The 19,934-nt window shown below is 69.7% G+C and carries 17 protein-coding genes and 1 pseudogene; 10 read left to right on the forward strand and 8 right to left on the reverse strand.

Annotated elements, in window-relative coordinates; translation table 11 throughout:
* Positions 1 to 13 precede the first annotated feature (13 nt).
* The 4 genes and pseudogenes from AC07DF_RS03305 to AC07DF_RS03320 all read left to right on the forward strand — a co-directional run bounded on the left by AC07DF_RS03305 (position 14) and on the right by AC07DF_RS03320 (position 2,998).
* The gene (locus tag AC07DF_RS03305) at positions 14 to 673 is read left to right on the forward strand and encodes a hypothetical protein (protein ID WP_478966436.1); all 660 of its coding nucleotides are present in this window, start codon (positions 14 to 16) and stop codon (positions 671 to 673) included.
* 103 nt (positions 674 to 776) lie between these two features.
* The gene (locus AC07DF_RS03310; protein ID WP_478966438.1) at positions 777 to 1,655 is read left to right on the forward strand and encodes an LLM class flavin-dependent oxidoreductase; all 879 of its coding nucleotides are present in this window, start codon (positions 777 to 779) and stop codon (positions 1,653 to 1,655) included.
* Between the two features lie 50 nt (positions 1,656 to 1,705).
* Positions 1,706 to 2,083, forward strand: a pseudogene (locus AC07DF_RS03315) (GNAT family N-acetyltransferase); the annotation flags it as partial.
* A 51-nt stretch (positions 2,084 to 2,134) separates the two neighbouring features.
* The gene (locus AC07DF_RS03320; RefSeq protein WP_478967579.1) at positions 2,135 to 2,998 is read left to right on the forward strand and encodes a class I SAM-dependent methyltransferase; all 864 of its coding nucleotides are present in this window, start codon (positions 2,135 to 2,137) and stop codon (positions 2,996 to 2,998) included.
* On the opposite strand, the gene AC07DF_RS03325 is transcribed toward AC07DF_RS03320, so the two are convergent.
* Positions 2,999 to 4,207, reverse strand: a complete 1,209-nt coding sequence (locus AC07DF_RS03325; RefSeq protein WP_478966440.1) for a winged helix DNA-binding domain-containing protein — start codon at positions 4,205 to 4,207, stop codon at positions 2,999 to 3,001. It abuts the gene before it with no gap.
* 757 nt (positions 4,208 to 4,964) lie between these two features.
* On the opposite strand from AC07DF_RS03325, the gene AC07DF_RS03330 reads away from it, so the two are divergent.
* The 4 genes from AC07DF_RS03330 (at position 4,965) to AC07DF_RS03345 (ending at position 9,983) form a co-directional block, all read left to right on the forward strand.
* A complete protein-coding gene (locus AC07DF_RS03330; protein WP_391099613.1) occupies positions 4,965 to 5,738 on the forward strand; it encodes an isoprenyl transferase in 774 nt (257 codons plus the stop codon).
* 414 nt (positions 5,739 to 6,152) lie between these two features.
* Positions 6,153 to 7,478: a PhoH family protein gene (locus AC07DF_RS03335; protein ID WP_399026465.1), complete on the forward strand. Its 1,326-nt coding sequence runs from the start codon at positions 6,153 to 6,155 to the stop codon at positions 7,476 to 7,478.
* 419 nt (positions 7,479 to 7,897) lie between these two features.
* Positions 7,898 to 8,587, forward strand: a complete 690-nt coding sequence (locus tag AC07DF_RS03340; RefSeq protein WP_478966443.1) for an aggregation-promoting factor C-terminal-like domain-containing protein — start codon at positions 7,898 to 7,900, stop codon at positions 8,585 to 8,587.
* Positions 8,588 to 8,672: 85 nt separating this feature from the next.
* The gene (locus AC07DF_RS03345; protein WP_478966445.1) at positions 8,673 to 9,983 is read left to right on the forward strand and encodes an AI-2E family transporter; all 1,311 of its coding nucleotides are present in this window, start codon (positions 8,673 to 8,675) and stop codon (positions 9,981 to 9,983) included.
* 77 nt (positions 9,984 to 10,060) lie between these two features.
* Here AC07DF_RS03345 and AC07DF_RS03350 read toward each other — a convergent pair whose 3' ends face one another.
* Together AC07DF_RS03350 and AC07DF_RS03355 are read right to left on the reverse strand one after the other, a co-directional pair.
* Positions 10,061 to 10,594, reverse strand: coding sequence for an alkyl hydroperoxide reductase (locus AC07DF_RS03350; protein WP_382590113.1), 534 nt, complete (start codon positions 10,592 to 10,594; stop codon positions 10,061 to 10,063).
* Between the two features lie 6 nt (positions 10,595 to 10,600).
* Positions 10,601 to 11,155, reverse strand: a complete 555-nt coding sequence (locus tag AC07DF_RS03355) for a peroxiredoxin (RefSeq protein ID WP_390993657.1) — start codon at positions 11,153 to 11,155, stop codon at positions 10,601 to 10,603.
* Positions 11,156 to 11,288: 133 nt separating this feature from the next.
* On the opposite strand from AC07DF_RS03355, the gene AC07DF_RS03360 reads away from it, so the two are divergent.
* Positions 11,289 to 12,239: a LysR substrate-binding domain-containing protein gene (locus AC07DF_RS03360; protein WP_478966448.1), complete on the forward strand. Its 951-nt coding sequence runs from the start codon at positions 11,289 to 11,291 to the stop codon at positions 12,237 to 12,239.
* Between the two features lie 16 nt (positions 12,240 to 12,255).
* On the opposite strand, the gene AC07DF_RS03365 is transcribed toward AC07DF_RS03360, so the two are convergent.
* From AC07DF_RS03365 to AC07DF_RS03385, 5 genes are all read right to left on the reverse strand, one after another.
* On the reverse strand, positions 12,256 to 14,586 hold the full coding sequence (locus AC07DF_RS03365; RefSeq protein ID WP_478966450.1) for an ABC transporter permease: 2,331 nt from the start codon (positions 14,584 to 14,586) through the stop codon (positions 12,256 to 12,258).
* Positions 14,583 to 15,272 (reverse strand): ABC transporter ATP-binding protein, encoded by a 690-nt coding sequence (locus AC07DF_RS03370; protein ID WP_478966452.1) that lies wholly within the window; start codon positions 15,270 to 15,272, stop codon positions 14,583 to 14,585. Before AC07DF_RS03370 ends, AC07DF_RS03365 begins: the two co-directional genes overlap by 4 nt.
* On the reverse strand, positions 15,269 to 15,793 hold the full coding sequence (locus tag AC07DF_RS03375; protein WP_478966454.1) for a PadR family transcriptional regulator: 525 nt from the start codon (positions 15,791 to 15,793) through the stop codon (positions 15,269 to 15,271). The genes AC07DF_RS03370 and AC07DF_RS03375 overlap by 4 nt, the downstream gene beginning before the upstream one ends.
* 141 nt (positions 15,794 to 15,934) lie before the next feature.
* Entirely contained in the window at positions 15,935 to 16,195 is a 261-nt protein-coding gene (locus tag AC07DF_RS03380; RefSeq protein ID WP_478966456.1) for a type II toxin-antitoxin system antitoxin, read from the reverse strand.
* A complete protein-coding gene (locus tag AC07DF_RS03385) occupies positions 16,192 to 17,127 on the reverse strand; it encodes an SPFH domain-containing protein (RefSeq protein WP_478966458.1) in 936 nt (311 codons plus the stop codon). The genes AC07DF_RS03380 and AC07DF_RS03385 overlap by 4 nt, the downstream gene beginning before the upstream one ends.
* Positions 17,128 to 17,388: 261 nt before the next feature.
* On the opposite strand from AC07DF_RS03385, the gene AC07DF_RS03390 reads away from it, so the two are divergent.
* Positions 17,389 to 19,677 carry a transglycosylase domain-containing protein gene (locus AC07DF_RS03390; protein ID WP_478966460.1) on the forward strand — a complete coding sequence of 763 codons (2,289 nt, stop codon included), beginning with the start codon at positions 17,389 to 17,391 and terminating at the stop codon, positions 19,675 to 19,677.
* Positions 19,678 to 19,934 lie beyond the last annotated feature (257 nt).

Genomic DNA, 19,934 nt, shown 5'->3' on the forward strand with positions numbered 1-19,934 from the left:
GAAATCCCGCAACATGACATTTCAGGTCCTCATCGATGATTCCGCCAATGACGCCAGTTCTGGTATCTGGTTCGCCGTGCCCGGCGGCTTCACTGAGCTGCCGCTCGACATCCTCCTCGCGTCGCCCGCTTCCGCCGAGGCGAACCGGCTCCGGGAAGCACTCGATCCGCTGGTCGAAGCCATTCCAAGCGGCGTCACACGTCACCAGTTCATCGGCCAGTTGGCTTCGGGCCAGCAACTCCTCCGTGCACTGCGTGAGGTGGGCACTGTCCACTGCTCCCTGGGTTTGCACCGCGACGATGTGGAGGGAGGCACCGGCGGAATCCTCCACTCCCTCTTCACGGTGTCCTGGCGAGACATCGCCTGGTCCCCACGGTCGGTGAGTGCGGCGAGGGCAGTGGCCACAGCAGAGCGGCACTCCCACGTCGAGTACCTGGACCTGTCCAGCGGTCCCGCGTCATTGGGCGAAATGGTGCGCACGCCGACCCCAGAGTCCGGCCTCCCACCGACCCCCTTGCTTCAGATCTACGCCTACCTCCCGCACCCGGACTGCAAGCGCATGGCGGTCTTGATGCTGAGCACACCCGAGGTGGAGCGACGCGAGCAGTATCGCGAGATTCTGCGGCAGATTGCGGAACTGACCAGCTTTGAGTCGCCATTGGTCGATGCGTAGAGCCCGGCCATGAGCCTGACCAACATGATGGTTGGTTCGCCGGAGAGACAAAGGGCGCAAGGTGCCTTGTTGCGTGTACCGCCGCCCGGGTAGGAAGAGCAGCATGACCGAACTCGGCGCAGTGTTCCGTCCGCAACTCGCCCCAGAACGACTCCGCTCCGTAGCCCAGATCGCCGATGAGACAGGCCTGGAACAACTCTGGCTCTGGGAAGACTGCTTTCGAGAAGGCGGTATCTCCACCGCCGCCGCGGCCCTCGCATGGACCGAGCGGGTGCGGGTCGGGGTGGGGCTGTTGCCTGTGCCACTGCGGAATGTTGCTGTCACGGCCATGGAGGTCGCCTCGCTGCACCGGATGTTCCCGGGGCGGGCGATCGTCGGTGTGGGGCATGGCGTGCAGAGCTGGATGGGGCAGGTGGGGGCGAGGGTCGAGTCGCCGGTGACCTTGTTGCGGGAGCATCTCGTCGCGCTGCGCGCGCTGCTGGGCGGCGAGCGGGTGACCACCGACGGGCGGTACGTCAGCCTCGACGACGTCGGCCTCGACTGGCCGCCGGAAGACATGGGAAGCGGCGTGCTGGCCGGGGCCACCGGGCCGCGGTCGCTGCGGCTCACCGGGGAGGCCGCCGACGGGACGATCCTCACCGCCTCCACCAACGCCGAGGGCGTGCGGGAGGCGCGGCGGCTCATCGCCGAAGGGCGGGAGGCGGCCGGTCGCGGGGCCGGGCCGCACCCGGTGGTCGTGTATCTGCTGACCGCGACCGGGGCCGATGCCGCCGGCCGGCTCCGTGCCGAGCTGGTCGACGAGGGAGTGGAATCCCTTCCGGACCTCGGGGTCGCCGGGGATGCCGGTGCCGTGGCCGGGGCCGTCGCGCGGCTGGCCGAGGCCGGTGCCGACACCGTGGTGCTGCAGCCGACGGGGGACGAGCCCGACCCGGAGGGGTTCGTGCGGTTCGTGGCGGAGGAAGTGCGTCCGCTGGTTCCCTGAGGGACGTTGTCAGTGGCGGCTGCCACACTCCGGGCATGAGCGAAGACGACATGGACGTACGCCTGCGCGACGTCGTGGAAGAGGATCTGGAGTCCTTCCTGGCGTACGAGCACGACCCGGAGGCCGTTCGGCGGTCGAGGTTCACGCCTCGGCCGCGCGACGCGTTCATGCGGCACTGGAAGGCCAACGTCCTCGGGGACGACACCGTCTTCGTGCAGACCGTGACCGTGGACGGTGACGTCGCCGGCAACTTCGTCGCCTGGTGGGACGGGGACCGCCGCTTCACCGGGTACTGGCTCGGACGCCCGTACTGGGGGCGACGCATCGGCAGCAGAGCCCTGGCCCTCTTCCTGGAGCGGGAGCAGAACCGGCCGCTGTACGCCGACCCGTTCAGTGGGAACGCCGGCTCCGTACGTCTCCTCGAGCGGCACGGCTTCCGCCGGACCGGCACCGTCCGGTACGGGGAGGACGAGCATGTCGTGCTCGTCCTCCCAGACCCGAACCCGAACCCCGACCCGAACCCGAACCCCGACCCGGACTCGAACCCGCACCGCACCTTCGAGGACCTCGTCGCCGAGGGAGCCTCCGTCCCCACGGAAGGCTGGGACTTCTCCTGGTTCGAGGGGCGGGCCACCGAAGCGCGGCCGTCCTGGGGGTACGCGACGTCGATGGCCGGGCGGCTGGAGCGGGCGAGTGCCGTGCTCGACATCCAGACCGGGGGCGGGGAGGTCCTGGACTTCGCCCTCGCCCGTACGGCTCCGAAGCAGCCCGCGCTCACCGTCGCCACCGAGGGCTGGCCGCCCAACGTCGCCAAGGCGACCGCCCTGCTCCGGCCGCGCGGCGTAGCGGTCGTCGCCGCACCCGAGGACGCCCCGCTGCCCTTCGCCGACGGCGCCTTCGACCTGGTCGTGAGCCGGCATCCCGTCCGCCCGCACTGGGAGGAGATCGCCCGGGTCCTCCAGCCCGGAGGGACCTATTTCGCCCAGCACGTCGGGCCGGCCAGCGTCTTCGAGCTCGTCGAGTACTTCCTCGGGCCCCAGCCGGACGACGTGCGCGGCGGGCGCCACCCCGACCGTGAGCGTGCCGACGCCGAGGCCGCCGGGCTCGACGTCGTCGAGCTGCGGGCCGAGCGGCTGCGGATGGAGTTCCACGACATCGCCGCGGTCGTGCACTTCCTGCGCAAGGTCGTCTGGATGGTTCCCGGCTTCACCGTCGAGGCGTACGAGCCGCAGCTCCGCGCGCTGCACGAGCGGATCCAGGCCGAAGGGCCCTTCGTCGCCCACAGCACCCGCCACCTCTTCGACGCCCGCAAGCCGGACTCACCCTCTCCCCGCCACTCCTGATCACGCATGCGGCCCCACCCCCACCTCCCCCACCACCAACTCCGCCGTAGCCTCCAGCACCTCACCCACCCGCTCCGCCTGCTCGCCCAGTTCCCGTTCCTGCCGTGCCGTCAGACGGCCGAGCGGTTCGACCGTGACGGTCGTGCGACGGCCCCGGCGCCGCTGGTGCCACACCCCCGCCGCCACACCGTCGATGAGCAGCACCGGATAGTTGCCCGCCTGGCCGCCCGCGAGGGCGCGCCGGTACGCCTCCCCGGGGAACAGCCGCTCGCGGGGCTGCCCGGCGATGACGTACGCGTCGAAGTAGGGGAGCAGCCGCACACCCCGCGCGGGCCCGTCCGGGAAGTCGGTGTCGCCCGCCGCCACCCACGCCGGTGTCCCCTCGAAGTCGACCTCCTCGATACGGCCCGCGGCGGCCAGCTCTGCGAACAGGGTCGTGGCCCAGCCGGGCGGTGCCGCGAGCCACTTCGCGAAGTGCTGCGGGGTGGCCGGTCCGTAGGCGTGCAGATAACGGCGTACGAAGGTGCCCAGAGCATCAGCCACGGACCCCGCACCGCCCACGGACCCCGTTTCACCGCTCACGGACCCCGCACCGCCCACGGCCCCCACGCGCGGCGGGCGCGTGTACGTCGCCTTGCGACCGCGGTTCGGGCCGAAGCACAGCGTTCCCGCCCAGCCCGCCCGGTGCATCACCTGCCGCCAGCGCGGCCACAGGTCCTGGAACGCCGGCATCACCCGGTCACCGGCCCACGGGCCCGTCCGGGTGACGATCTCCTCGGTCAGCTCGTCGAGCGTCAGGTACCTGCCGTCGAGCGCGTCGCCGATCGCCGTCACGACCTGGCCGGCCTGTTCCTCGGTGAGCCGTACGTCGGGCGGGAACGGGCTCGGCCCGGTCGGAACCGCCGTCAGGGCGGCCGACCAGAGGGGGAGTTCACGCGCCGGAAGCAGATGTACCGTGCCGCGCGGACCGTACGTCTTGATCAGGGACCGGTCGTCCCACAGTGCCGTCCGTACGTCCGCTCGTGTCAGCCCGGCCGTCCGCACTCCCACCGACACCTCGGCCGCGGACAGCACCTGCGCGTGCGCGCCGGCCATCCTGCCGACCACCTCGGCGACCGGTGTGCCGCTCCCGGCCGGCCTGGCCAGGAACTGCCGCTCCGCCCGCCGTGCGTTCGCGGCGTCCCATGTGATCCTCACGGTCGTCGTCATGGGGCGACGTTAGGTGCGAATGAGGACAGAAGCTGTCCTCTTGGGCCGCCGCAGATGAGTCACTCCTTCCACTCACTCCACTTGCGCAACTTCCGCCGAGGTCTTTCACATCGTTATCGCCTGCGGCTCGCCTTCGGTGCCACCGCCCGCGTAAGTTCAGACCAAGGTAATTCGCGTCAGCAAAGCTGCGCGGGCGGTACCGCGCAGTGGAGGGGGCTGCGCGGTGCCAGGGCCTCCCTGTTGAGGCGGCGGCGAGGCCGCTCCGGGGTCAAGCGGGCGTTCGCAGCCGGGTCACCCGTCGGAGGGACGCCGGGGACAACTCGCCGAGCGGGCCTCAAGGTGCGTCAAATCCCCCGGACCCTGCCCGAGGGTGCCCGATTTCGCTGCCTATCGGCCGTGTTTCAGTCAAGAACAAGCCATGAGCGAGGGCTTCCGCGGGCATCGCCCCGTCGTCGGGTGGCTCCGGAGAGTAGTTGTGGCACGCCGATGCACGCAGCATCACTTACGAAGGGTTATGGTGGAAACCCCCCCTCGGGCCGGTCCGTCTCCCCCCCACGGACCGGCCCGATTTTTTTCTGTGCGGGGGCAGGCCGGAACAGGGGCCGGAATCCTTCGCTCCGCACCCGTTGGCGGCCCGGGGACGCGGCGGGGGTAGGCTTCGCCTCCGGGGACTGCCACACGGGCAGGGACCGCCCGCGGCCACGACCGGGCCGCACATCGCGGCCTGTCCGATCCTTACGGAGGGGCTGACAATCACGTGAACCTGCGCGACAAGCTGCGTGGCCTGCTGGTCAGGCTGTACGCACGCCGGGTGGAAGGCCACCTGGACCACGCTCAGGTGCCCAAGCACATCGGCGTCATCATGGACGGCAACCGACGCTGGGCGAAGGCCGCCGGTTCCAGCACCGTCGACGGTCACCGGGCCGGTGCCGGAAAGATCGAGGAGTTCCTCGGCTGGTGCAGTGAGACCGACGTCGAGGTCGTGACCCTCTGGCTGCTGTCCACGGACAACTTCGACCGGCCGCAGGAGGAGCTCGGGCCGCTGCTCGGCATCATCGAGGACGTCGTGCGCACCCTGGCCGCCGACGGCCGCTGGCGCGTGCACCACGTGGGCACTCCCGACCTGCTGCCCTCCGGGATGCAGACGGTCCTGAAGGAGGCCGAGGAGACCACCGCGCACGTCGACGGGATACTGGTCAACGTCGCCATCGGCTACGGCGGCCGCCAGGAGATCGCCTACGCCGTGCGCTCGATGCTGCTCGACGCCCAGGAGAAGGGCACCTCGATGGAGGAGCTCGCCGAGGCCGTCGACACCGACATGATCGGGCGTCACCTCTACACGAGTGACCAGCCCGACCCCGACCTGGTGATCCGCACCAGCGGCGAGCAGCGGCTGTCCGGATTCATGCTCTGGCAGACCGCGCACTCCGAGTACTACTTCTGCGACGTGTTCTGGCCGGCTTTCCGCAAGGTCGACTTCCTGCGCGCCATGCGTGACTACGCCGCCCGCCACCGGCGTTTCGGCGGCTGAACCGTTCAACACCGAACTTTCGCGGGAGGCCGTACGTTGCCCGGCGCCCGCCCGGCACCGCGGTCACCGCACGTCGCAACGCTTCCCGGTACCCCTCCGCAGACGCACGTAACACGGAGTTCACCGGCTCGCCGTCATATGCCGTGGCATGGCGCGGCTCGTTCGAGGGCATAAGCCAGTCAGGTCGACGCCCGAACCACGGGTGTCGGATCTCAGCGGACGGCACGGGGCCGTCCGCCCGGGAGGCCCTTTGCACCAGCCCGATCGTGCGGTCACAGCACGGATGAAGAGGCGGGAGGGCCGGTTCTCGGCCCGCGCAGGGCGGCCGACGACCGGTCGGGATTTTTCCCACCCCTCCCGGTCCAGCTTCCACTCCGTCGCTCCCCGACCTCATCCGAGGGGGTACGTCCTTCCGTGGTGACCAGCACAAAGCGCCACAAGCCAGACCGGCGCACCTATGTCCTCGACACCAGCGTTCTGCTGGCCGACCCCAACGCCCTGAGCCGCTTCGACGAGCACGAGGTCGTGCTCCCCATCGTCGTGGTGACGGAACTGGAGGCCAAGAGGCATCATCCCGAGCTCGGCTACTTCGCCCGGCAGGCCCTGCGTCTGCTCGACGACTACCGGATCCGTCATGGCCGCCTTGATTCCCCGATTCCGACCGGGGACCTCGGCGGGACCGTCCGTGTCGAGCTCAACCACTCGGACCCCAGCGTGCTGCCCAGCGGCTACCGCCTGGGGGACAACGACTCCCGCATCCTCGCGGTCGCCCGCAACCTGCAGGCCGAGGGGTTCGACGTCACCGTCGTGTCCAAGGACCTCCCGCTCAGGATCAAGGCGTCGTCCGTGGGTCTCCTCGCCGAGGAGTACCGCGCGGAACTCGCCATCACGGACTCCTCCGGCTGGACCGGAATGTCCGAACTGACCCTGCCGGGCGAGCAGGTGGACATCCTCTTCGAGGAGGGGCACGTCTACGTCCCCGAGGCCGCCGATCTCCCGGTGCACACGGGCCTGACCATCCAGTCGGAGCGCGGCAAGGCGCTCGGCCGGGTCACACCCGAGGGCAACATCCGTGTCGTACGCGGGGATCGTGAGGCGTTCGGCATCAAGGGCCGCAGCGCCGAGCAGCGCATCGCGCTGGATCTGCTGCTCGACCCGGACGTCGGGATCGTGTCGATGGGCGGCCGGGCCGGCACCGGCAAGTCGGCGCTGGCGCTGTGCGCGGGCCTGGAGGCGGTGCTGGAGCGCCGTCAGCACCAGAAGGTGATGGTCTTCCGTCCGCTGTACGCGGTGGGCGGGCAGGAGCTCGGCTATCTGCCCGGCTCCGAGGCGGAGAAGATGAGCCCCTGGGCGCAGGCCGTGTTCGACACGCTGTCGGCGGTCACCAGCCGGGAGGTCATCGAGGAGGTCACCGCGCGCGGGATGCTGGAGGTCCTGCCCCTCACCCACATCCGGGGCCGCTCGCTGCACGACGCGTTCGTGATCGTGGACGAGGCGCAGTCACTGGAAAGGAATGTGCTTCTTACCGTTCTGTCCCGGATCGGGGCCAATTCGCGGGTGGTTCTCACCCATGACGTGGCCCAGCGGGACAACCTCAGGGTCGGCCGGTACGACGGTGTCGTCGCCGTCGTCGAGAAGCTGAAGGGGCATCCGCTCTTCGCGCACGTGACCCTGAACCGGTCCGAGAGGTCCCAGATCGCTGCCCTTGTGACCGAAATGCTCGAAGACGGGCAGATCTGACCGCCCTGCCCCAAGCGGTGGTGGTTACGCAGTAGTTGGCGCCGTCCGAAAAGGCGAAGAGCCTAGCCGGGCGGCGCCTTCGCGCGTCACAGTTTCCGTGAATCTCCTGGGCCAAACGGGATGTGAGCTTTCACACCCAACACAGAATTGCCTTGCCCCGCCGTGTTACGGCAGAGTCTCACTCCTGTCAGGCCCCGCATACGACACACCTGTACCCCCAGCGGTACGGCACCACAAAAGCATCAGCACCAACTGCATAGCGATGTCGTATGCCGCCCGCGCACCACGCGGCACTCCCTCCCGAGGGAGTTGCCCACCGGGCCCGTGCCTCCCGTGACCCGTAGTTGGGGAGGCCAGTGTCAGGGGCACGATTGCGTCCGCGAGGGTCACCGAAGCGGGCGATGCTGGAAGGAAACCGTGTGAGCCGGATCTCGGTCCGGGGATTCGCAGTGGCTTCGGCCACGGCGGTCACCGCTGTTGGAAGCGTCGTCGGTGTTGCCTCGGGCAGCACCGCGCAGAACAACGACGCCGAAGCGACGGCAAACGGCACCACGTTGCTCGCGGACATCCCCTCGGGTCAGCAGGCCCAGGTGCAGACCGCGTCGCTGACGCAGCAGGCCGACGTACAGGCCATCGCCGCCGATGTGAGCGCGAAGAAGGACGCCGAGGAGGCCGCCCGCAAGGCCGCCGCCGAGACGGCGATCGCGAAGAAGGAGGCCGCCGAGAAGGCGGCGGAAGAGGCCAAGGAGCGCGAGGAGGCCAAGAAGGCCGCCAGCCGTTCCAAGGACATCTCGGACATCCCTGTCTCGAGCTCCTACACGATCGCGCAGATCCAGGCGATGGCGCGGCAGATCGTGCCCTCCGGTCAGTTCCAGTGCTTCAGCAACATCGTGGACCACGAGTCCGACTGGAACTACAAGGCCGTCAACCCCTCCTCCGGGGCCTACGGCATGTTCCAGGCACTGCCCGGCACCAAGATGTCGTCCGCCGGCGCCGACTGGCGGACCAACCCGGCCACCCAGATCAAGTGGGGCCTCGGCTACATGAACGACCGCTACGGCAGCCCGTGTGACGCCTGGTCGTTCTGGCAGGCCAACAACTGGTACTGAGCCACCCGGCCTTCGGCCGCTGTCGTCCTTGCGCGAGCCCCACACCGTCGTACGGTGTGGGGCTCGCGCCATGTACGGTCGGATCATGTCGCGAGTGCCAGGGTGGCTCGGCCGGCTCGGCGCCGGACTGACCGAGATGAGCGAGCAGTGGAACGAGCGCCGCGCCGAGGCCGAACGGGAGCGCGGCGACGCCGAGTCCCGGACCGGGTCCGAGGAGTACGTTCCGCCGCCCCCGGACTACGCGCCCGACGTTCCCGCCCGGCCCGATCCCGCGCTGGCCGTGCCGTGGGGGGTGCGGGTCGCGGCGGAGGCCGCCTGGCGGCTGCTCATCCTCGCGGGCAGCCTGTGGGTGCTGATGCGGGTCATCAGCGCCGTCCAGTTGGTGGTGCTGGCGTTCGTGAGCGCGCTGCTGATCACCGCGCTGCTCCATCCGACCGTGGGGCGGCTGCGGCGGCTCGGAGTGCCGCGCGGGCCGGCCACCGCGCTGACCGCGATCCTCGGCTTCGTCATCATGGGCCTGATCGGCTGGTTCGTGACCTGGCAGGTCATGGAGAACATCGACGATCTCTCGGGCCAGATCCAGGACGGCATCGACGAGTTGCGGAACTGGCTGCTGAACAGCCCCTTCCACGTCACGGACAAGCAGATCAACGAGATCGCCAAGAACCTGCGTGAGGCGGTCGGCGCGAACACCGACGCGATCACCTCGGCGGGCCTGGAGGGCGTGACGGTCGTCGTCGAGGCGCTGACCGGGATCCTGCTGGCGGTCTTCTCCACCCTGTTCCTGCTCTACGACGGCAAGCGGATCTGGGAGTGGACGCTGAAGCTGGTTCCGGCGGCCGCGCGGCCGGGAGTGGCCGGGGCCGGGCCGGCGGCGTGGCGGACGCTGACGGCGTATGTGCGGGGCACGGTGATCGTCGCGCTGATCGACGCGATCTTCATCGGGCTGGGGATCTACTTCCTCGATGTGCCGATGGCCGTGCCGCTGGCGGTGTTCATCTTCCTGTTCGCGTTCATCCCGCTGGTGGGTGCGGTGGTGTCCGGGGCGCTGGCCGTGGTGGTCGCGCTGGTCACCCAGGGGGTGTTCACGGCGGTCATGACGCTGGTGGTGGTGCTCGCGGTGCAGCAGATCGAGGGCCACATCCTGCAGCCGTTCATCCTCGGGCGGGCGGTGCGGGTGCATCCGCTCGCGGTGGTGCTGTCCGTCGCGTGCGGGGGGATGGTGGCCGGGATCGGCGGTGCGGTGGTCGCCGTGCCGCTGGTCGCGGTGACGAACACGGTGGCCGGGTATCTGCGGTCGTATTCAAGGGAATCGGCGCTGCGGCATTCGGTACGGCCGCGGGGCGCCACGGCGGTGAGTGCCGAGCCGGCTGCCCCGGACCCGCCGACGGAGTAGCCCCAGGACATGAAACAGGGCCCCGTCCACCATGCCCAGGGGACGGGGCCCTGCGGTTCACAGGCCGCGGACGGGAGTTACTCCGCGAGGACCGCCTCGGCGTCCAGCGTCACACCGACCGCCTGAATGACGGACGCGATCTTGAAGGACTCCTGGATGACGTCGCGGTCGATACCGGCCTTGCGCAGGACCTGCTCGTGGGAGTCGAGGCACATGCCGCAGCCGTTGATGGCGGAGACCGCGAAGGACCAGAGCTCGAAGTCGGCCTTGTCGACGCCCGGGTTGCCGATGACGTTCATCCGCAGGCCCGCGCGCAGGGTGCCGTACTCGTGGTCCGAGAGGAGGTGACGCGTGCGGTAGAAGACGTTGTTCATCGCCATCACCGCGGCCGCTGCCTTCGCCGCCGTGTAGGCCTCCGGCGACAGGTTCGCCTTCGCCTCCGGCTCCAGCTCGCGCAGCACGATCGGGGAGCGCGAGGCGATGGCCGTGGCCAGCACCGTGCCCCACAGTTGCTGGGCCGGCAGGTCGGAGTTGCCGATGACCGAGCCCAGGTTGAGCTTCAGGTCCTTGGCGTAGTCCGGTATCGCGGACTTCAGGTTGTCGAGGGACATCTCAGATCACTCCCCGGACAGCAGCGCGACGGGGTCGAGCGTCTCGTCGCCCTTGCTCCAGTTGCAGGGGCAGAGCTCGTCGGTCTGCAGGGCGTCGAGGACCCGCAGGACCTCCTTCGGGTTACGGCCGACCGAACCCGCGGTCACCATCGAGAACTGGATCTCGTTGTTCTGGTCCACGATGAACACCGCGCGCTTGGCGAAGCCGTCCTCGCCCTCGATGCCGAGGTCGCGCATGAGCTCGTGCTTGGAGTCGGCCATCATCGGGAACGGCAGGTCACGCAGGTCGTCGTGGTCCTTGCGCCAGGCGTGGTGGACGAACTCGGAGTCACCGGAGAAGCCGAGGACCTGCGCGTCGCGGTCGGCGAACTCCTCGTTCAGCTTGCCGAAGGCGGCGATCTCGGTCGGGCACACGAAGGTGAAGTCCTTGGGCCAGGCGAAGATGACCTTCCACTGACCCTCGTAGGTCTTGTGGTTGATCTGCTGGAACTCCTCGCCCTTCTCCAGCGAGACGCAGGCGGTCAGATCGAACTCGGGGAACTTGTCACCGACGGTGAGCACACACTCTCCTTGCAGCGAAGAAACACCCGGATTGCGGGCGTTTCCCATGGGTTGGACTGTGTTGATGTTGGCACAACGTCGATTGATTACAGAAATAGCTACACTCGGTCGGGTTGATCGGAGGTAGTTATTAGTGACTGTGGGTAATAAGCGCAGGCAGCCCAGCCTCGCGCAGCTCCGTGCCTTCGCGGCCGTGGCCGAGCATCTGCACTTCCGGGACGCCGCCGGAGCGATCGGCATGAGCCAGCCCGCCCTCTCGGGTGCCGTCTCGGCGCTGGAGGAGACACTCGGAGTGACGCTCGTGGAGCGTACGACGCGCAAGGTGCTGCTCTCACCCGAGGGTGAGCGGATCGCCGTACGGGCCAAGGCGGTGCTGGGTGAGGTGGGCGCTCTGCTGGAGGAGGCCGAGGCGGTGCGGGCCCCGTTCACCGGGGTGCTGCGGCTCGGGGTGATTCCGACGGTGGCGCCCTATCTGCTGCCGACGGTCCTGCGGCTCGTCCATGAACGGTATCCGCACCTCGACCTCCAGGTGCACGAGGAGCAGACCGCAAGCCTGCTCGACGGTCTCACCAGCGGGCGGCTCGATCTGCTGCTGCTCGCGGTGCCTCTCGGCGTCCCGGGCGTGACGGAACTGCCGCTGTTCGACGAGGACTTCGTGCTCGTCACCCCGCTCGACCACCGGCTCGGCGGGCGCGAGGGCATTCCGCGCCAGGCGCTGCGCGAGCTGAACCTGCTGCTGCTGGACGAGGGGCACTGCCTGCGCGACCAGGCCCTCGACATCTGCCGGGAGGCCGGCCGCGACGACGTGCCGGTCACCACGACCGCCGCCGGACTGTCCACGCTGGTGCAGCTCGTCGCCGGCGGGCTCGGTGTCACGCTGCTGCCGCGCACCGCCCTCACGGTCGAGACCTCGCGCAGCGACCAGCTCCTCACCGGGTACTTCGCCGACCCGGCCCCCACCCGCCGGATCGCGCTGGCGATGCGGACGGGGGCGGCGCGCGGCGGGGAGTACGAGGAACTGGCGCAAGCGCTGCGTCAGGCGCTCCGGTCGGCGCCCGTACGGGTGCTGGACCGGGGCGCCTGACGGTTCGGCCGGAGCCCTACTCGGTGCGCAGACCGTCCGGCCGCATCAGCTTCAGCAGCGGCGGGAGGCTGAGCAGCGTCACCACCAGGACGACGCCCGCGCCGATGCCGGTCATCGACAGCACGCTCGTCCAGTCCACCCGGATCGACGTGCTGGTCATCCGCAGCAGGACCGCGCCCAGGGCCATGCCCACCGTCGCGGCGAGCAGCAGGCCCAGCCCGATCGGGATCGCCGTCTGCCACAGCACCGACAGGCCGAGGGTGCGCCGCCGGGTGCCGAAGGCCACCAGGGACGACAGCAGCTTGCGGCGTTCGCGCAACTGCTCCAGCTGCGAGACCAGCAGGCTCGCGCCGATCAGCGCCAGCACGGCCGCGGCGCCGACGTTCAGGCCGGTGCGGATGGTGGCGTAGCGCTCGTTGCGCTCGACGCTGTGCCAGGTCATCGGCTGGACCGTCGGGTCGAGCCGCGCGGCCGTGTTGCGCACGTGGTCGTAGGCGTCCGGGTCGGAGGTGTCCAGGCTCAGGAAGAGCGCCGTGGAGAGGCGCGAACCGAGGGACTCGGGAAGCGCGCCGGGGGTGACCAGGATGCCGCCGCGCTCGTACCCGGTGGGGTCCTCGCGTGCCTCGGCCTTCCGGATGTCCCGCGGCACGGTCCAGGAGACCGGCCGGTCGCCGGGACGGTCGGTCTCCTCCGTTTGGAGGGCCGTGCCGGGCTCGGAGAGGTGGTCGCTCGCACTGTCGTACTCCGAGCCCTTGACGGCGAAGACGTCACCGTCGCGGCAGGAGGGGAGCGTGGCCACCTCGCGCAGCGACGCGCAGTCGGCCACGGTGACCTGGGTGAAGGAGTCCTCGTCGCCGCGCGCCTGCAGATAGACGTCGGACAGTGCGGTGATCTTGTCCACGCCCTCGGTGTCCCGGTACTTCCCGACGACCGACGAGGTTTGGGCGCCCTCCGGCACGTCCACGCTCATCTGGGCCCGGGAGACGTCGAACTCGGACGACTTGGTGTAGGTGCCCTCCACTCCGGCGAACAGCATCTGCAGCGCGATCGCCCCGGCCACCGCCACCGCGATGCCGTTGACCATGCGAGCTGCCGCACCGCTGCTCAACTGGAGTCGGCGCACGGCCAGTTGCCACGCGATGCCGCCCGAGCCGAGCCGTGCCACGACCGTCTCCACGATCCAGGGCAGCAGCGCCGTCACGCCGACCAGCAGCAGCATGACACCGCCGACGACCAGGTACTGGTTGAAGTCCCCGCTGTCACGGCCCTGTCCGACCATCGGGAAGAGCATCGCGAGCCCGCCCAGCGGCAGCAGCAGCCGCCACCACAAGCGGCGCCGCGCCGGCTTGGCCGTGCGCACTACGCCGAGCGGCTCGATGACCACTCCGCGCAGGGCGAGGATCGTCACCAGCACCGCGGCCGCCGGCACCGCCAGCGCGACCAGGACGGCCAGCACGGGCGACGGGTTCAGATAGCTCGGGAACACACTGACCTCGAACACCTCCAAGGAGGCAGCCAGTTCGCGTCCGAGCAGGAAGAACCCGGTGCCGAGGACGAGTCCCAGCACGGAGCCGGCGAGTGCCTCGCCGGCGGCGATCCGCCGGGTCATCCGGCTGTCGGAGCCGACCAGCCGCAGCGCCGCGAGCCTGCGGTCGCGCCGCTCGCCGCCGAACCGCACGGCCGCGGCGATGAACACGGCGACCGGCATCAGCAGCACCACGAAGACGACCAGGACCAGCAGGAGCAGCACCGGGTCCCAGGGGTCGGACGATCCCAGGTCCGGGTTGCCGAAGCCGTCGATCCGGGCCCCGCTGGCGGGGCCCTCGAGCCGTTCCGCGAGCCCCTTGCCGCCCGCGTAGTAGGCGAGTTCGTGCGAGCCGACGAGGCCCTGCTCGCCGATGGTGCCAGTGATCCGGTAGTCCAGCCGTTCCCGCAGCAGCTTCCCCTCGTCGGAGGCGAGCAGCTCCTTCAGCGCGGGGGAGACGACCATCTCGCCGTCCGCCGGGAACGCAGGGACGCCCGGGGGCAGCGGGGCCTTCGGGCCCTCCGCCTCCAGCATGCGCCCACGGACGTCCTGGTCGCGGAACGTGGTGTCCGCGTCCACCACGATCAGGGTGTCGTCGGCCTTCGGTATCTCCTGCTGGCCGAAGGTGTGGTCGCTGCGCGCCTCCTCGCGCCGGTCCCGCTCCGCCAGCGCGTTCGGGATGGCGGTGGTGAGCAGCAGCAGCGCCACGCCGAGCCCGACGCCCACGGCCGTGAGCAGCGCCCGGGTCCATCCCTCGCGTCCGCCGGCGAAGGCGTACCGGGTTCCCATCGCCAGGTCCCGGCCCCACTGCCGTGCGCTCATACGACGCGCTCCATGTCCCGGGACTTCCCGTCGCGTACGACGATCTCGCGGTCGGAGTAGGCCGCCACCCGCGCCTCGTGCGTCACCAGCACCACGGCCGCGTTGGTCGACCGGGCCGCCTCGGTGAGCAGTTCCATCACGCGCTCGCCGTTGAGCGAGTCCAGCGCGCCGGTCGGCTCGTCGGCGAAGATCACGCGCGGGTTCGTCACCAGCGAGCGGGCCACGGCGACGCGCTGCCCCTGACCGCCGGACACCTCGCCGGGCCGCTTCTTGCGCAGCTCGTCGACCTCGAGACGCTCCATCCACGCCAGCGCGGTCCGCTCTGCCTCCTTGCGGGACGACCCGCTCAGCCGCAGCGGGAGCGCTACGTTCTCCACGCAGGTGAGTTCCGGCACGAGCTGGCCGAACTGGAACACGAACCCGAACTCGGAGCGCCGCAGCGCACTGCGCTCGGCGTCACTCATCGAGGTCACCTCGCGCCCGTTGTAGGTGATCGACCCGGAGTCGGGCGTGACAATCCCGGCGAGGCAGTGCAGCAGCGTCGACTTGCCGGACCCGGAGGGGCCCATCACGGCGACGACCTCGCCGGGGTGGATGGAGAACTCGGCGCCGTCGAGCGCGGTGGTCGGGCCGTACGCCTTGCGCAGGTCCTGGGCGGTGAGCAGCGAGCCGGCGGGGATCGTCATCGGGTCAATGCCTCACGGAGTTTGTCGAGTCGGGCGGCGGTCAGTTCCAGCCAGCGCAGGTCGGCTTCCAGGTGGAACAGGGCGTGGTCGCAGATGAGCTGGTCGGCGAGGTCGCCCTTGCGCTTGCGGTCGGTGAGGATCCGCATGCTGCGCAGGTGCTCGGAGCGCTGGGTGTCGAGGATGTCGGCGGCGTCGCGGTGGGTGAGCAGCGCGAGGACGACCTTGGTGTAGAGGGTCGACTGGAGGTAGGGCTCCGGCTTCTCCGGCGTCGCGAGCCAGCGTTCGACGTCGGTGATGCCGGCCTCGGTGATCGCGTACCGCTTGCGCTCGGGCCCGTCGCCCGCCTCGATGCCGTCGACCTCGACGAGCCCGTTCTTCAGCAGGCGGGACATCGTCGAGTAGACCTGGCCGTAGTGGAGCGGCCGGTCGTGACCGAACTTCTCGTCGAAGGCCCGCTTCAGGTCGTAACCGTGCCGCGGGCCGGACTCCAGGAGCCCCAAAAGGGTGTGACCGATGGACATGCCGAGCACTCTACACACCGTGTATACGCCGCATGTATACGCCGGGTGTGCAGTTCATGGCGGGCGGTGCGGGTGTGCAGGTCGGGGCCGGTTGTCACAGTTCTGTGACCACCGGCCGTCCGCGCTTGAGGGCGAGGGCGTTCAGGCCGACGGGGGCTCGGGGGTGGAGCCCCCCGGCGGTCGCCCACGCCGGGGGATGGGTCCGGTCTCGCGCGGCAGGCGCCCCGCGTCGGCCAGCGCCTTCCGCAGCAGGAACTCGATCTGCGCGTTGGCCGACCGCAGTTCGTCCCCGGCCCACCGCGCGAGCGCCTCGTACACCGCCGGGTCCAGCCGCAGCAGCACCTGCTTGCGCTGCTGCTGCGGCCGGCGCTGAGGGCCCGGGCCCTCGGAGGGGGCGGTCACTGGTAGAGGGACCCGGTGTTGAGGACCGGCTGCGCGGCGCGGTCCCCGCACAGCACCACCATGAGGTTGGAGACCATGGCCGCCTTCCGTTCGGAGTCCAGCTCCACGATGTCCCGCTCGGTGATCCGGGCGATCGCGGCCTCGACCATGCCCACCGCTCCGTCCACGATCTGCCGCCGGGCCGCGACGACCGCGCCGGCCTGCTGCCGCTGGAGCATCGCCGAGGCGATCTCGGGGGCGTACGCGAGGTGTGTGAAGCGCGACTCGATGATCTGCACCCCGGCGGCCTCCACGCGCGCGTGCAGTTCGACGGCGAGCTTCTCGGTGATCTCCTCGGCGTTGCCGCGCAGCGAGAGGCCGTCCTCCTCGTGCGCGTCGTAGGGGTACTCGATGGCGATGTGCCGCACGGCCGCCTCGGTCTGGGTGGAGACGAACTCGATGTAGTCGTCCACCTCGAAGGTGGCCTGGGCGGTGTCCTCGACCCGCCAGACCACGACCGCGGCGAGCTCGATCGGGTTGCCGTAGGCGTCGTTGACCTTCAGGACGGCGGTCTCGTGGTTGCGGACTCGCGTCGAGATCTTCGTGCGCGACGTGAGCGGGTTCACCCAGCGCAGGCCGTCCTGCCGGATCGTCCCCCGGTAGCGGCCGAAGAGCTGGACGACTCGGGCCTCGCCGGGCGCCACCATGTTCAGCCCGCACATGGCCAGGAACGCCGCGATCGCGACCAGGATGCCGCCGATGATCAGGCCGGCCTTGGCGCCGGTCCCGTCCACCGCCGTGGCGGCCGCGATCAGCCCGGCGCCGGCCAGCAGTCCGAGCAGGCCGAGGAGCAGGGCGAGACCGCCGCCGATGCTGTGGGCGGTGAACTCCCGTACGCGTGGGGCCGGCATCTCGGGCACGTCTGCGGTGACCTGCGTGTCGTGTGTGGACATGGGTGAATCCCCCGTTCTTCGCGCGGAGCCATCCTGCATAGCGTCCGTCTATCTAAGTGATATCACTTTATCGCGTCCTGGCAACCCTTCGGGTGTCTCGAACGTCGGTTCCGTTGGGATGGGTGCTGATTGTCACGCCCGCAAAGGGCCGGATCGGCCGCCCTATCTCTTATCTCCCGGTGTTAGCTTTCTGAGCTGACCTGAGCGGCGAACCTGTGTGACGCGAGTGCACACATGAACGAAGCGGAGCGGATCGGACCCATGGGACGAGCGGAAGAGAGACGCGCCCGACAGCGCGGTGGGCGCCGGGCGGCACCCAAGAGCCACCGTTCGTCGGCCGCGGCCGGGAAGAGCGGCATACGCAGGCTCTTCACCTGGAAGAAGATCCTCGGCACCTTCCTGGGCCTGTGCCTGCTCGGCATGGGTGCCTTCATCGTGCTGTACATGGTGATCGACATCCCCGAGGGGAACGCCGACGCCAAGCGCCAGAGCAACATCTACAAGTACAGCGACGGCTCGATCATGGCCCGCGACGGCAAGGTCAACCGCGAGGTCGTCGACCTGTCCAGGGTCCCCAAGCAGGTCCGGCAGACCTTCGTCGCGGCCGAGAACAAGACCTTCTACAAGGACGCCGGCGTCGACCTCAAGGGCACCGCCCGCGGTGTGTTCAACACGCTCTCCGGCCGCGGCGCGCAGGGCGGCTCGACGATCACCCAGCAGTACGTCAAGAACTACTACCTGACGCAGGAACAGACCGTCACGCGCAAGCTGAAGGAACTGGTCATCTCGCTGAAGCTGGACCGGGAGAAGTCCAAGGACTACATCCTCGCCGGCTACATCAACACCAGTTACTACGGCCGCAACGCCTACGGCATCCAGGCCGCCGCCCAGGCCTACTACCGCACCGACGCCGAGGACCTCACCGTCGCGCAGGGCGCCTACCTCGCCGCGCTTCTCCAGGCCCCGAGCGAGTACGACTGGGCGGTTGCCTCCGAAGGCGGTAAGAAGCTGGTCAAGGCGCGCTGGAACTACGTCCTGAACAACATGGTCGAGGAGGGCTGGCTGAGCCGGTCCGAGCGTGACGCCGTGAAGTTCCCGGTGCCGAAGGAGCCCAAACCCGCCCCCGGCATGGAGGGCCAGAAGGGCTACCTGGTCAACGCGGCCAACGCGACCCTGAAGAAGCAGCTCGTCGCCGACGGCACCGCGAGCAGCCGCAAGGAAGCCGAGGGGATGATCAATGCCGGCGGCTGGACGATCACGCTCAACATCGACAAGAAGAAGCAGGCGGCGCTGGAGAAGTCCGTCCAGCAGCAGTTGACCAGCAAGCTCGACCCGAAGAAGCGCAAGGTCGACGCGGACGTCCAGGCCGGTGCCGCGTCCGTGAACCCGAAGACGGGCGCCGTGGTCGCGATGTACGGCGGCCAGGACTACTTCAAGCACTGGACCAACAACGCCACCCGCACCGACTACCAGCCCGCGTCCACCTTCAAGCCGGTCATCCTGGCCGCCGCCCTGGAGGAGCAGGCGAAGACGCAGGACGGCGAGCCGATCAACGCGCGCACGGTCTACGACGGCACGAGCAAGCGCCCGGTCATGGAGGACGGCAGCAAGGTCGGCTTCGCCCCCGAGAACGAGGACGACAGGGACTACGGGCCGATCTCCGTCCAGACGGCGATGAACAAGTCCGTCAACTCCGTCTTCGCGCAGATGGGCGTCGACGTCGGGATGTCCGAGGTGGTGAAGGTCGCCGGCAAACTCGGCATGGACACCGAGAACATGGAGGCCGTGCCCGCCCAGACGCTGGGCAGTATGGGCGCGAGCCCCCTGCAGATGGCCGGGGTCTACGCCACCCTCGACAACCACGGCAAGAAGGTCACCCCGGCCGTCGTGAAGTCGGTGGAGCACCGGAACCAGACGGTCGCCATGCCCGACCCCGTCGGCGAGCAGGTCATCAGCAGGGAGGCCGCCGACTCGGTGACCTCGGTGCTGACCGGCGTGGTCGACGACGGCACCGCGCAGGCCTCCGTGCGCAACAACCCGGGGCGCGACGGCCAGCAGGTCGCGGGCAAGACGGGTACGTCCGACAACAACAAGTCGGCCTGGTTCACCGGTTACACGCCCAGCGTGGTCACCTCCGTCGGGCTGTTCGGAGAGGACGACAAGCCCCCGTACAAGCACGTCCCGATGTACAAGGCGCTCGGCGAGCCCCGCATCGACGGCGGTGGCTTCCCGGCGCGGATCTGGGCGGCGTACACCTTCGGCGTCATGGGTGACGTCACCAAGTTCGACCTGGACACCCAGCAGGGCGCGGCCGTCCAGCCGACGTGGACGCCGACGCCCACGCAGTCGGAGACCGAGGAGCCCACGCAGGAGCCGACCACCGAGGAGCCGTCGTCGTCCCCGCCGCCGACGACGGAGGAGCCGAGCAGCTCGCCGCCGCCGACTCCGTCGACGTCACCGCCGACCTTCACGCCGCCGACGGCCCCGGAGACGACACCGCCGACCGACGGCGACCCGTTCGACCCGGTCAAGCCGGGGGACGAGGAGTAGACGAGGAGCAGGAGACGCGAAGGGGCGCCCGGCATCATGCCGGGCGCCCCTTCCGTTCCGTGAGCGGAACCGCCTGCTGATGACGAGGTGACGGGGCGGTGATGCGCGGTACTTGGACCGGCCTGTCCGAGCCTTCAGTTTTCGGGCAGCTTTCCCGCCCGGAATGCTCCCCTCCTGGGCATTCCGCTTCACAACTTCTTCACCGGTGCGGCATGGGTGAGTCGGCTCAACCGCCTGTTCCGGAACCCGGTCCGGGG

The organism is Streptomyces sp. NPDC044719 (assembly GCF_056433405.1).

Excerpts from the sequence above, each read along its gene's own strand:
- AC07DF_RS03305 (WP_478966436.1), top strand. The coding sequence starts at position 14 with ATGACATTTCAGGTCCTCATCGATGATTCCGCCAATGACGCCAGTTCT.
- AC07DF_RS03310 (WP_478966438.1), top strand. The coding sequence starts at position 777 with ATGACCGAACTCGGCGCAGTGTTCCGTCCGCAACTCGCCCCAGAACGA.
- AC07DF_RS03325 (WP_478966440.1), bottom strand. The coding sequence starts at position 4,207 with ATGACGACGACCGTGAGGATCACATGGGACGCCGCGAACGCACGGCGG.
- AC07DF_RS03345 (WP_478966445.1), top strand. The coding sequence starts at position 8,673 with ATGTCGCGAGTGCCAGGGTGGCTCGGCCGGCTCGGCGCCGGACTGACC.
- AC07DF_RS03350 (WP_382590113.1), bottom strand. The coding sequence starts at position 10,594 with ATGTCCCTCGACAACCTGAAGTCCGCGATACCGGACTACGCCAAGGAC.
- AC07DF_RS03365 (WP_478966450.1), bottom strand. The coding sequence starts at position 14,586 with ATGAGCGCACGGCAGTGGGGCCGGGACCTGGCGATGGGAACCCGGTAC.
- AC07DF_RS03370 (WP_478966452.1), bottom strand. The coding sequence starts at position 15,272 with ATGACGATCCCCGCCGGCTCGCTGCTCACCGCCCAGGACCTGCGCAAG.
- AC07DF_RS03375 (WP_478966454.1), bottom strand. The coding sequence starts at position 15,793 with ATGTCCATCGGTCACACCCTTTTGGGGCTCCTGGAGTCCGGCCCGCGG.
- AC07DF_RS03385 (WP_478966458.1), bottom strand. The coding sequence starts at position 17,127 with ATGTCCACACACGACACGCAGGTCACCGCAGACGTGCCCGAGATGCCG.
- AC07DF_RS03390 (WP_478966460.1), top strand. The coding sequence starts at position 17,389 with ATGGGACGAGCGGAAGAGAGACGCGCCCGACAGCGCGGTGGGCGCCGG.